Genomic DNA, 12,034 nt, shown 5'->3' with positions numbered 1-12,034 from the left:
ACACATCGTCGCCGTCCGGTGTTGTACCGGATGACACCGAACAAGGAGATTCAATGACTGCCAAGGCAACCACGCAGGCCACCTGGGAGCAGGACGTCCTGCAGGCCGACGGTCCGGTGCTGGTCGACTTCTGGGCCGCCTGGTGCGGGCCGTGCCGCATGGTCGCGCCGGTGCTCGACGAGATCCAGGCCGAGAACCCCGACAAGATCACGATCCTCAAGCTGAACGTCGACGAGAACCCCGACCTCGCGATGAAGTACCAGATCACCTCGATCCCGGCGATGAAGGTGTTCCAGGGCGGTGAGGTCAAGACGACGATCATCGGAGCCAAGCCGAAGTTCGCCCTCGAGCAGGACCTCGCGCCGTTCATCGGCTGAGTTCGCCTCGCGCTGTTGAGAGCCCGTCACCTTTCGAGGTGGCGGGCTCTTCTGCATCCGGATGCCCGGGGCGGCGCTACGCTGCCAGCATCCGCCACACGGTCGGACTCAGTTCGGGGTACTCCAGCGCGATCGTGCGCAGCACCTGATCGTTCCAGCGGCGATCGCGGACATTGCCCCCGCGGTGGTCGACGACGTCGGCGCGAAGGAGCAGCACGACCAGTTCGTCGACCGAGGGCAGCTCGCTCATGAAGTCCCACGGATCCTGTCCGCTGCGCAGCCGCTCGTGCACGAGCACCGAGCGCTCATCCCCTGCTTCGGCGCGCAGCACTTCCAGGCTGGCACGGCGGGGGAATGAATCGCTCACCTGACAAGCCTACGCGCGTCGGCGACGACCACGGCGCGCGATGTTCACCTCGTCGGTCATCGATTCGAGCTCTCGGCCCTTCGTCTCGGCCACCTTGTAGTAGACGAAGAAGAACGACAGCAGGGCGAAGAAGGCGTAGAAGCCGTATGCGAACGTGAGACCGATCTCGGCGAAGGCCGGGAACGTCGTGGAGATGAAGAAGTTGGCGATCCACTGCGCCGCGGCGGCCACCGCCAGAGCGCTCGCGCGGATCGAGTTCGGGAACATCTCCCCCAGCAGCACCCAGACCAGCGGTCCCCAGGTCGCGCCGAAGAACACCACGAACGCATTCGCAGCGATCAGGGCGATGGTGGACCACGGCTCGGGCAGGACGACCTCGCCCGCGGCATCAAGAGTCCCGAACGAGAACGCGACGGCCATCAGACCGAGGGTCAGTGCCATTCCCACCGAGCCGACCAGCAGCATCAGACGACGCCCCACGCGGTCGACGAGCAGGATCGCGATGATGGTGACGACGATGTTCGTGACGGACGTGATGACGGTGATGGTCAGGGCATCCGACTCGTCGAAGCCGACCGATCGCCACAGGGTGGTCGAGTAGTAGAAGATCACGTTGATGCCGACGAACTGCTGGAAGATGCTCAGCAGGATGCCGATCCAGACGATCGGCTTCAGCCCGAGACGGTGTCCGCGCAGGTCTCGCAGCGACTCCTTGCGCTCGGTGTTGATGGTGCCGGTGATCTCAGCGATCTTCGCGTCGACGTCGTGCTCGCCCGTGACGACCGTGAGCACCTCGCCGGCCCTCTTCAACTCACCTCGGGCGACCAGGTACCGCGGAGATTCGGGCAGACCCAGCGCCATCACGCCGTACACGATCGCCGGGATCGCCTCGGCGATGAACATCCAGCGCCAGGCATCCAGTCCCCACAGCGGCTCCGCGGCTCCGCCGGCGACGTTCGCGAGCAGCGCGTCGGAGAGGAGCGCGACGAAGATGCCGGTGACGATCGCGAGCTGCTGCAGCGACCCGAGCCGCCCGCGGATCTTCGCCGGCGACACCTCCGCGATGTACGCCGGCGCGATGACGGATGCTGCGCCGACGCCGAATCCGCCGACGACGCGCCAGATGATCAGGTCGATGACGCCGAACGCGAGGCCGGACCCGACCGCCGAGACGAGGAACAGCACCGCCGCGATGAGCATCGTCGGAATCCGCCCGAATCGATTCGCGACGGGCCCGGCGAACCACGCGCCGATGGCGCAGCCGATCAGCGCTGACGACACGGCGAAGCCCTTCAGAGCGACGCCGAGATCGAAGGCATCCGCCAGTGCGTCGACGGCGCCGTTGATCACAGCCGTGTCGAAGCCGAAGAGGAAGCCGCCTAGTGCCGCGGCGATGCTCACGCCGATGACCCGACCTCGGATGCCGCCGGACTTCACTGTCTCAACCATCTCGCCCCCCGGTGTGTGATTGACCGGAGCCTAACCCAGCCGGGTGGCGAGAGGAAGAGCCTTTCGCCGAGGGATCTCAGCGGTTGCCGAACTCCGCTTCGCCGAGCTCGCCGAGAATCCGGTTCAGATCCTGAATCGATGCGAATTCGATCTTGACCTGGCCCTTTCGTGCGCCGAGTGCGATCTGCACGCGCGTGTTCAGACGGTCGCCGAGCTTGCTCGACACCTCGTCGAGGTAGGCCCGACGCGCCCCGGCCTGCGGCTTCACACGCTTGCCGGACGCCGCGGGAAGCTCCTTGGCCGCGGCCTCAGTGGCACGCACCGAGAGATCCTCGTTCACGACCTTGTCGGCGAGACGCTGCATCTGCTCGACGTCATCGAGCGAGAGGATGGCTCGTGCGTGACCGGCCGAGAGCACTCCGGCGGCGACGCGCTGCTGAACCGGCATCGGCAGCCGAAGCAGGCGGATCGTGTTGCTGATCTGCGGGCGCGAGCGGCCGATGCGAGTTGCAAGCTCTTCCTGAGTGATGCCGAAGTCCTCAAGCAGCTGCTGGTAGGCGGATGCTTCTTCCAGAGGGTTCAGCTCGGACCGGTGCAGGTTCTCGAGAAGGGCGTCGCGAAGCAGGTCCTCATCGGCGGTCTCGCGCACGATCGCGGGGATCGTGTCGAGGCCGGCCTCGCGGGCGGCGCGGGTGCGCCGCTCCCCCATGATCAGCTCGTAGTCGCCGCCGGTGTTCTTGCGAACGATGACCGGCTGCAGCACGCCGAACTCGCGCACGCTGTGCACGAGTTCGGCGAGGTGGTCCTCATCGAAGTGCGTGCGCGGCTGACGCGGGTTCGGAACGATCTGACGCGGGTCGACTTGAATGAGTCGGATGCCCGGGATCTCAGTGAGCGCCTCTTCGGTCTGCTCTTCGGCTGCCTCGATGCTGGCATCCGACTGCTCGACCGGCGCAGTGTCGTTCTGCTTGATCTTGACGGCTCCCGGGAAGAAGACGTCGACGGGACGTTCGGACTGATCCGCCGTCGGGATGAGCGCGCCGATGCCTCGACCGAGTCCAGTGCGTTTGGCCATCATGCCCCCTGTTCGTGCGCAGTCCGCTGACCTCGCTGCGCGATCTCTACTGCTGCTTCCCGGTAGGCGATGGCGCCGGCCGATGTTCCGTCGTACGCGATGACGGACTGACCGAAGCTCGGAGCCTCGGATACTCGCACGGAGCGAGGGATCACTGACTCGAGGACCTGCTCCGGGAAGTGTGTGCGCACCTCGTCGGCGACCTGCTGTGCGAGGCGCGTGCGCGCGTCGTACATGGTGAGCAGGATCGTCGAGAGGTGAAGTTCGGGATTCAGATGCTTCTGGATCATCTGGATGCTGCCGAGCAGCTGGCTGAGTCCTTCGAGCGCGTAGTACTCGCACTGGATGGGGATCAGGACTTCGGATGCTGCCGTGAAGGCGTTGATCGTCAGGAGCCCCAGCGATGGTGGGCAGTCGATGATCACGAAGTCGACGGCGTAGTCCTTGAGGTAGAGCTCGAGTGCGCGGCGGAGCCGGAACTCCCGCGCGACCTGTGAGACCAGCTCGATCTCAGCGCCGGCGAGGTGAATGGTGCTCGGCGCGCAGAGCAGGTTGGGCGATTCCGGGCTCTCCTGCACGATATCTGCGAACGGCACGTCGTTGATCAGGACGTCGTAGATGCTCACGGTGTCAGCACTGTGCGTCACGCCCAATGCGGTGGAGGCGTTGCCCTGGGGGTCGAGATCGATGACGAGCACTTTCGCGCCGATATCTGCGAGTGCTGAGGCGAGGTTCACCGCTGTGGTGGTCTTGCCGACTCCGCCCTTTTGGTTCGACACCGTGAAGATGCGGGATTCATCGTCGAATCGGACGTCGACCTTGCTGAGGGCCTTGCGTCGGGAGGACAGATCGGCTAGCTCGCGAGCGAGGGGGGTATCCATCCCGAAATCGTTGTTCGGCGATGCGTTGTCGGATGGTTTCACGTGAAACATCGACTCCTTTCGGGACCGTGTTCCACTCTAACCGACCCCACCCCCACCCCCGTCCCACCCCGGCCCCGCCCACGCGGTCATTGAGCGAGGAGCGAAGCGACGAATCGAAATGGCCGTTTCACGTGAAAACAACCAGCCACCGAGAACGCGTTTCGACTCGCTGCGCTCGCTCAACGACCGGGGCCCCACACACCCGGTCATTGAGCGAGGAGCAAAGCGACGAATCGAAATGGCCGTTTCACGTGAAAACAACCAGCCACCGAGAACGCGTTTCGACTCGCTGCGCTCGCTCAACGACCGGGGCCCCACACACCCGGTCATTGAGCGAGGAGCAAAGCGACGAGACGAAATGGCCGTTTCACGTGAAACAACCAGCCACCGATAAGACGTTTCGACTCGCTGCGCTCGCTCAACGACCGGGGGTACCACGCACTCGGTCATTGAGCGAGGAGCGAAGCGACGAGACGAAATGGCCGTTTCACGTGAAACACCACGCACCGATAGACGTTTCGACTCACTCCGCTCGCTCAACGACCGGGCACCAGGTCATTGAGCGAGGAGCGAAGCGACGAGTCGAAATGCCCTACTACCGCGCACCGATCACTCGCTTGGCCGGTGCGGTTTCCGAAGCGCGCGTTCGCGGGCACTCCAGCCCTTGATGGCGTCGTATCCGCCTTGAGTGAACGCGAATCGCTTCGCATGGCTCCACCCCTGCATTCGCTTCTCGAGCGCGAATGCCTCGTCTATGCGGTCGAACTCGGCCCACCAGACCAACTGGATCGGAAGCCGGCACGACGTGTAGGCGCTTCCGAGTCCCTGCGCGTGTGTTGCGACGCGAGTGTCGAGGTCTCTGGTGCTGCCAACGTAGAAGGTTCCGTCCGAGCAACGCAGCATGTACGTGTAGCCGATCATCAGGAGAGCGTACGAATGTCGGTCGACCGATGGCGGCAACTATCCACGTTCTGTGGATGTTTCACGTGAATCGGAGTCTTGTGGACAGCTTTCAGCGGGCGTGGGTCCAGGACCCCGGCATCCTCGGTCATTGAGCGAGGAGCGAAGCGACGAGACGAAATGCCCCGTCCATAGAACGCGTTTCGACTCGCTCCGCTCGCTCAACGCCCGGGGAACGGAGAACCTCCGGTCATTGAGCGAGGAGCGAAGCGACGAGACGAAATGCCCCGTCCATAGAACGCGTTTCGACTCGCTCCGCTCGCTCAACGCCCGGGGAACGGAGGATCTCCGGTCATTGAGCGAGGAGCGCAGCGACGAGACGAAATGACGCACATAGCGAATACGTTTCGACTCGCTCCGCTCGCTCAACGCCCGGGGAGGCGCAGACGGGGAGAGCGCTCAGGCGCGGACCCGCGCGCGGAAGACGCGAGTCGATTCGGACAGAATGCCCTCACCGAGAATCTCAACCGCGGCGTCAGTGACCTTGTGCTTCTTCAGAACCTTCTGCGCTGCGGCGATCTCGCCGTCCACGTTCTGTCCCTTGAGGAGGATCAGCTCTCCTCCATCCTTCACCAGAGGAGCCGTGATCGGGATAAGCGTCCGCAGCGCACTGACAGCACGAGCCGTGACCACGTCGAACTCCAGCCCCACATCTTCGCCGCGAGCCCGCATGACCGTCACGTTGTCGAGTCCGAGCGACTCGATCTGCTCGTTCAGCCACGTAACACGACGGTCCATCGGTTCGATCAGTGTCCACTGCACATCCGGGCGACTGATCGCCAGAACCAGTCCAGGCAGACCTGCGCCCGAACCGACATCGGCCACCGACCCATGAAAAAGCGGCGCCGCGATCGCGGAATTGAGAATGTGACGTGTCCAGATCCGCGGGAGTTCCAGTGGGCCGATCAGTCCACGCAACTCCCCTTCTGCGATCAACGCCGCAGTGAACTGCCGAGCGAGGTCGATCCGAGGACCGAAGAGGCTCGCGGCGGCTGTCGGTTCGGCTTCTGGTGTGGTGGGCATTTCGTCTCGCTTCGCTCGCTCAATGACCTGGGTGTTCGCTCGCTCAATGACCGGGAAGTCGACGTTTCACGTGAAACATCAACGACGGGAGATGACCGTGTGACGGTCGGGCCCCTCACCGTAAGACTCCGAGACAAGTCCCCGATCCGACACGATGTCGTGCACCAGCTTGCGCTCGTAGCTCGACATCGACGGCAGCGAAGCTTGGCTCGCGCCGTCATCCAGCTTCGCGACAGCGGCGTCGACCAGCGACTCGAGCTGGCGGCGGCGGGTGTCGCGTGACCCACCGATGTCCAGGATCAACCGCGAAAACGACCCGGTCTTACTCTGAACGGCGAGACGCGTCAGCTCCTGCAGCGCCTGCACTGTGTCGGGCGCGGAGAGAAGCGAGAGGCCATCGCCCTCTGCTTCGACCGAGACATAGGCACGTCCCTGTCGCACATCGAGGTTCAGATCACCGTCGATGTCAGCGATGTCGAGAAGTTCCTCGAGGAAGTCAGCGGCGACGTCGCCCTCGTGCTCGAGATCCTCAACCGACGCATCGGTCGAGGTCTTCAGCTCATCAGTGGCCATCAGTTGGACCCCTTCTTCTTCGCGCGCTTCTTGCTCATCGGCTGCTCTCGCTTCGGTGCCTCGGCCTTCGCCTTCTCCATCTCCTCGAGCTTGCGCTGCTCCTCCGCCTGGACGACTTCGATCGGCACGATCTTCCCCTGAGCGTTGATCGCCTTGCCCTTGCGAGCGAGGCGCTCCTCGCGCGCCTTCGCGGCCTCAGAGCCGGGGGTCGGCATCTCACGGATCACCAGGAACTGCTGACCCATGGTCCAGAGGTTCGACACGAACCAGTAGATGACGACACCGAGCGGGAAGAAGACACCCGAGAAGATGAAGCCCAGCGGCAGCACGTAGAGCATGATCTTCTGCATCTGGTACGCCTGCCCGGTCTTCGCCTCGGGCGACAGGTTCTTCGAGATGATCTGCAGCTGCGTGAAGAACTGCGACACGATCATCAGGACGACGAGGATCGCCAGCAGCACGATCGCGGTGACGTTCTGGTCTTCCCACGCCTCGCCGAGCGTCTCGTGCAACGAGACGGTTCCGAACAGCGTGGCGTCGTAGAACTCCTTCGTGAGCTCGGCACTCAGCATCCCGACTCCGCCGATGCCGTCCCGCGCGTGCATTCCCACGTCGCGCAGAACACTGAACAGCGCGAAGAAGATCGGCATCTGAACCAGCAGCGGCAGGCAGCTCGACATCGGCGTCGTGCCGTGCTTCTTGTACAGCGCCATGGTCTCGCGGCTCATCGCCTCGCGAGAGAGCTGGTCCTTCTTGCCCTTGTACTTCTCCTGAACTTTTCGCAGTTCAGGAGCGATTTCCATCATCTTCCGCTGGCTCTTGATCTGCTTCACGAACAGCGGGAAGACCGCTGCGCGAACCACGATCACGAGCCCGACGATCGACAGCACCCACGTCAGACCGGCAGCCGCGGGCATGCCGGCGGCGGTCAGCACCCAGTGCCAGGCGACCAGAATGAGCTCAACCGCCCACTTCAGTGGCCACAGAATGGCACCCAGGAAGTCGAAGCCGCCGGAATCCGCCGGGGCCTGGGTGCTTGCGAGCAGGAGGTCAAGACCCACTGTTCAGTCCTTTCGAGCAGGTACGACGAAGCCTCGAGGAGTCAGGTCGTATCGGAAGTGAGCGTGGGGGCGAACATCGTCGACGCCGCCCTTGCTCCACGGATTGCAACGCAGGATGCGCCATGCCGAGAGCACCGCTCCCCACACGGCGCCATGCTGCTGAACCGCTCCTACAGCGTACGCGGAACAAGATGGGTAGTACCGGCACACGTCGCCGTACAGCGGCGAGATGACCGCCCGATACCCGACGAGGAAGGCGAGCACGAGATTGCGGGGAAGCACCAGCACGCCACGAACGAGATCGGATGCCCGGAACTGCGCCGTTCCGAAGGCGTAGGACGGCAGCGCACTCATGCTCGCTGCTCCACTCCGGGCAGCAGACGCTGCAGACACCGCGACACATCTGCGCGCAGGTCGGCGAAGTCCGCGGTCGCGGATGCAGGAAGGGCACGGATGACGACATCCGTGCCCTCCGGAACCATGCCGACGAATTCCGCGCACACCGCCTTCAGGCGACGGCGAACGGTGTTTCGAACCACGGCGGTTCCTACCTGCTTGCTGATGATGAACCCGAACCGCGGTGCCCGTCGATCCGCGCCTCGGAGCACCGAGGTGATCAGACGAGGCCCGCCGCACCGTGTGCCACGACGAACCACCTGTCGGTAGTCGGCGCCGCTGGTCAGACGATTCGGCCGGGCGAGCACGACGTGGTCCGAGTCAGGGCTTTACGCCGAGAGCTCGGTGCGGCCCTTCGAGCGGCGTGCCGAAAGGATGGCGCGACCGGCGCGGGTGCGCATGCGGGCGCGGAAGCCGTGCTTCTTGGCGCGACGACGGTTGTTGGGCTGGAAGGTGCGCTTGCTCATGGAATCACTCCGGGAATGGGTGTCACCGGGAGTTCAATCATCCGGAGACAGGGGGTACTGCCGTTAGGCATAAGTCAACCGATTAAGGGTACGACCTGCCGCGGCGCAGGGCAAATCCACCACCCGATGCCACTGTGCACCCGGTGAGTTGCGCACAGCCATTATCCACACCTGTGGAGACTCTCCCATGTCACGACACACCCGCATGTTTCCGGGCACGGCTTGCTGTTCGGCGTGCCGATGGCTACCGTTGCTTCGAACGTTATCCACAGGGGGAGATCACGCTTCAAGGCGACCTTTCCACAACCCCGCCCCGGAGCATCATGACCTCTGCAGCCCAACCCGATGTGCCGATCTGGTCGACGCTCCGCGAACGTCTGTCCGCGGATGACAGGGTCAGCCCTCAGCTGCACGGATTTCTGAGCCTGGTCGTGCCGGCGGGTGTGATGGGCGGCGTGCTCTACCTCGATGTGCCGAACGATCTCACGGCCGCGCAGATCAACAAGCGTCTGCGCGTCCCCCTGATGGAGGCTCTCTCTGCGATCGGCGACGAAGTCACCTCGTACCGGACGGTCGTCAACCACGAGCTGGCCGACCAACCGACCGCACCGATCGCCGTCCCGGACTTCTCCACGCCCGAGCCAATCCGCATCGAGTCACCGATCGAGCAGCAGCCGACGCCGATGCGCCATGAATCACGGCTGAACCCGAAGTACACCTTCGACAACTTCGTCATCGGCCAGTCCAACCGCTTTGCGCATGCTGCCGCGGTCGCCGTGGCCGAGGCGCCGGCCAAGGCGTACAACCCGCTGTTCATCTACGGCGATTCGGGTCTCGGCAAGACGCACCTGCTGCACGCCATCGGTGACTACGCCCAGTCGTTGTACGCCGGTGTGAAAGTTCGCTATGTCTCCAGTGAGGAGTTCACGAACGACTTCATCAACTCGATCGCGAACAACCGCGGCGCCGCGTTCCAGAGCCGCTATCGCGAAGTCGACATCCTCCTGATCGACGACATCCAGTTCCTGCAGGGCCGCGCCGAGACGCAGGAAGCCTTCTTCCACACGTTCAACCAGCTGCACGATCACAACAAACAGGTCGTGATCACCAGTGATGTGGCTCCGAAGCTGCTGACCGGTTTCGAAGATCGCATGCGCAGCCGCTTCGAGTGGGGTCTGATCACCGACGTGCAGGCGCCCGACCTCGAGACCCGCATCGCGATCCTCCGCAAGAAAGCGCAGAGCGAATCACTGCACATCCCCGATGAAGTCCTCGAGTACATCGCAACCGTGGTCTCGTCGAACATCCGCGAACTCGAGGGCGCGCTCATCCGCGTCTCCGCGTTCGCGAGCCTGAACCGCTCCTCGCTCGACATCTCGCTGGCACAGACCGTGCTGCGCGACATCGTCGACACCACCGAGGACAACATCATCTCGCCGACCGACATCATCACGGCGACAGCGGGCTACTTCAAGCTCACCGTCGACGATCTCTACGGCTCGAGCCGTTCACAGCAGATCGCGACCGCTCGCCAGATCGCGATGTATCTATGCCGTGAGCGCACGAGCCTTTCCCTGCCGAAGATCGGTCAGCTCTTCGGCAACCGCGACCACACGACCGTGATGTACGCATGCAAGAAGATCAGCGAGCTCATGAAGGAGCGCCGTTCGATCTACAACCAGGTCACCGAGATCACCACGCAGATCAGCCGTCGCTGACACCGCGACACGCCTACCGCCGATCGGCATCGCGTCAGTTCTCCGCAGGACCTGTGGATAACTTGTGCAATCAGACGGTTTCGGATGCCGGATTGATCGCATCCTGTGGATAACCCAATCCGCCCGATCCCAAGCCAGTTCCCCTGAAACCCGCGGATTCCTCAGCGTTTCCACATCTCACACGTGTGTAGTTTCCTACTCTTCACTGATATCCACCGGGTTATCCACAGTATCCACAGCTGTTAACACCGTTAAGAGGTCTATCTCTGAGAAGGGTCATTCGATGACCGGACGGATGTGGACGAACCGCGAATCACAACGATCTCCGGGTAGCGGAGCCTTCCCCCGGTGCGGCTAGCATGGGATGGCTCGCAGTGGGTCCACCGCGTCAGCTGAAGTACAACGAGGGAGCGCCCGTGAGGTTCCAGGTCAACCGCGACGTGTTCAGCGAGGCTGTGTCGTTCGTCGTGAAGCTGCTTCCGCAGCGCAATCCGCAGCCGATCCTCGCGGGTGTGCTGATCGAGGCATCCGGTCAGCAGCTCACTCTCTCGGCCTTCGACTACGAGGCATCCGCGCGTACGACGATCGAGGCGACCGTCGACGAGCCGGGAACGATCCTCGTTCACGGCCGACTGCTCTCCGACATCGCGAGCCGTCTTCCCAACGCACCGATCGAGATCGCAGTCGAAGACGACGGCGGCATCGCTGTCACCTGCGGTTCGGCGCGATTCACCCTGGCATCCATGCCCGTCGAGGAATACCCGTCGATCCCCGAGGTCGCCGGCTCCACCGGCGTCGTACCCGCCGAGGACTTCGGCACGGCCATCGCGCAGGTGGCGTTCGCCGCATCGCGCGATGACGTCACCCCCGTCCTCACGGGTGTGCAGCTCGAGGTCTCGGGACACGACCTGAGTCTCGTCGCCACTGACCGCTACCGCGTGTCTCTGCGAAACGTGCCGTGGGATGGCGACGATGTCGCCGAGCAGACCGCGCTGGTTCCGGCGCGCACACTCACCGAGGTCGGCAAGACCTTCGCGCACGGCGGCAACATCGAGATCGCTTTCTCGGGCGAGGGCGACCGCGAGATCATCGCGTTCACCTCGGGCAACAAGACGGTGACCTCTCTCCTGATCAAGGGCAACTTCCCGCCCGTGCGACGCCTGTTCCCCGAGCAGACCGATCACTACGCCGTCGTGAACACCGCAGATCTGGTCGAGGCGGTCCGCCGCGTTGCGCTGGTCCTCGATCGATCGGCGCCGCTGCGCTTCACATTCGGCACCGACAGCGTGACGATGGATGCCTCCGGCAGCGAGCAGGCGCGGGCGAGTGAGTCGGTCGACGCCCATCTGAACGGCGGCGACGAGGTCGTGCTCGGACTGAACCCGCAGTACCTGCTCGAAGCCCTCGGTGCGGTCAAGAGCGAGTTCACCCGCGTGACGTTCACCTCGAGCGACAATGCCAACAAGCTCAGCCCGGTTCTCGTGACCAGCCAGACGTCGGTCGATCAGGCCGGATCCGACTCGTTCAAGTACCTGCTTCAGCCCAACCTGCTGCTTCGCTGATCCCGCTTCCCGGAATCGGCACTCCATCAGAGCTCGGCGCTCCATGAGAGCGCAGCACGGCATCCGGGCGCACTGTCTGAGCC

At 63.8% G+C, this 12,034-nt stretch carries 14 protein-coding genes; 3 read left to right on the top strand and 11 right to left on the bottom strand.

Going from position 1 to position 12,034, the window contains the following annotated elements; all coding sequences use genetic code 11:
• Positions 1–53: 53 nt before the first annotated feature.
• Complete coding sequence (trxA, locus tag ACQUSX_RS09720; RefSeq protein WP_101187486.1) at positions 54–377, top strand: thioredoxin; 324 nt, start codon at positions 54–56, stop codon at positions 375–377.
• A gap of 76 nt (positions 378–453) precedes the next feature.
• Here trxA and ACQUSX_RS09715 read toward each other — a convergent pair whose 3' ends face one another.
• The 11 genes from ACQUSX_RS09715 to rpmH all read right to left on the bottom strand — a co-directional run bounded on the left by ACQUSX_RS09715 (position 454) and on the right by rpmH (position 8,671).
• On the bottom strand, positions 454–744 hold the full coding sequence (locus ACQUSX_RS09715; protein WP_428906730.1) for a tryptophan synthase subunit alpha: 291 nt from the start codon (positions 742–744) through the stop codon (positions 454–456).
• 9 nt (positions 745–753) lie between these two features.
• A complete protein-coding gene (locus ACQUSX_RS09710; RefSeq protein WP_428906729.1) occupies positions 754–2,193 on the bottom strand; it encodes a sugar porter family MFS transporter in 1,440 nt (479 codons plus the stop codon).
• Between the two features lie 76 nt (positions 2,194–2,269).
• Complete coding sequence (locus ACQUSX_RS09705) at positions 2,270–3,268, bottom strand: ParB/RepB/Spo0J family partition protein (RefSeq protein WP_428906728.1); 999 nt, start codon at positions 3,266–3,268, stop codon at positions 2,270–2,272.
• Positions 3,268–4,149, bottom strand: coding sequence for a ParA family protein (locus ACQUSX_RS09700; RefSeq protein WP_428906727.1), 882 nt, complete (start codon positions 4,147–4,149; stop codon positions 3,268–3,270). Before ACQUSX_RS09700 ends, ACQUSX_RS09705 begins: the two co-directional genes overlap by 1 nt.
• 651 nt (positions 4,150–4,800) lie before the next feature.
• Positions 4,801–5,112, bottom strand: coding sequence for a GIY-YIG nuclease family protein (locus ACQUSX_RS09695; protein ID WP_428906726.1), 312 nt, complete (start codon positions 5,110–5,112; stop codon positions 4,801–4,803).
• Between the two features lie 438 nt (positions 5,113–5,550).
• Positions 5,551–6,174: a 16S rRNA (guanine(527)-N(7))-methyltransferase RsmG gene (gene rsmG / locus ACQUSX_RS09690; protein WP_428906725.1), complete on the bottom strand. Its 624-nt coding sequence runs from the start codon at positions 6,172–6,174 to the stop codon at positions 5,551–5,553.
• A 78-nt stretch (positions 6,175–6,252) separates the two neighbouring features.
• Complete coding sequence (locus tag ACQUSX_RS09685; protein WP_428906724.1) at positions 6,253–6,747, bottom strand: Jag family protein; 495 nt, start codon at positions 6,745–6,747, stop codon at positions 6,253–6,255.
• The gene (yidC, locus tag ACQUSX_RS09680; protein WP_428906723.1) at positions 6,747–7,808 is read right to left on the bottom strand and encodes a membrane protein insertase YidC; all 1,062 of its coding nucleotides are present in this window, start codon (positions 7,806–7,808) and stop codon (positions 6,747–6,749) included. The genes ACQUSX_RS09685 and yidC overlap by 1 nt, the downstream gene beginning before the upstream one ends.
• 3 nt (positions 7,809–7,811) lie before the next feature.
• Complete coding sequence (gene yidD, locus ACQUSX_RS09675; protein WP_428906722.1) at positions 7,812–8,162, bottom strand: membrane protein insertion efficiency factor YidD; 351 nt, start codon at positions 8,160–8,162, stop codon at positions 7,812–7,814.
• A complete protein-coding gene (rnpA, locus tag ACQUSX_RS09670; protein ID WP_428906721.1) occupies positions 8,159–8,512 on the bottom strand; it encodes a ribonuclease P protein component in 354 nt (117 codons plus the stop codon). Before rnpA ends, yidD begins: the two co-directional genes overlap by 4 nt.
• Positions 8,513–8,533: 21 nt before the next feature.
• Entirely contained in the window at positions 8,534–8,671 is a 138-nt protein-coding gene (gene rpmH, locus ACQUSX_RS09665; protein ID WP_064002918.1) for a 50S ribosomal protein L34, read from the bottom strand.
• 323 nt (positions 8,672–8,994) lie between these two features.
• Between rpmH and dnaA the strand changes: the two genes are divergently transcribed.
• Complete coding sequence (gene dnaA / locus ACQUSX_RS09660; protein WP_428906720.1) at positions 8,995–10,389, top strand: chromosomal replication initiator protein DnaA; 1,395 nt, start codon at positions 8,995–8,997, stop codon at positions 10,387–10,389.
• Between the two features lie 416 nt (positions 10,390–10,805).
• Positions 10,806–11,951 (top strand): DNA polymerase III subunit beta, encoded by a 1,146-nt coding sequence (dnaN, locus tag ACQUSX_RS09655; protein WP_428906719.1) that lies wholly within the window; start codon positions 10,806–10,808, stop codon positions 11,949–11,951.
• Positions 11,952–12,034: the final 83 nt, after the last annotated feature.

Origin of the sequence: Microbacterium alcoholitolerans, from assembly GCF_050408615.1 — a bacterium.
Classification (GTDB): domain Bacteria; phylum Actinomycetota; class Actinomycetes; order Actinomycetales; family Microbacteriaceae; genus Microbacterium.
Note: the sequence above shows the minus strand (reverse complement) of the source record. Positions and strands in the feature narration are given on the sequence as shown.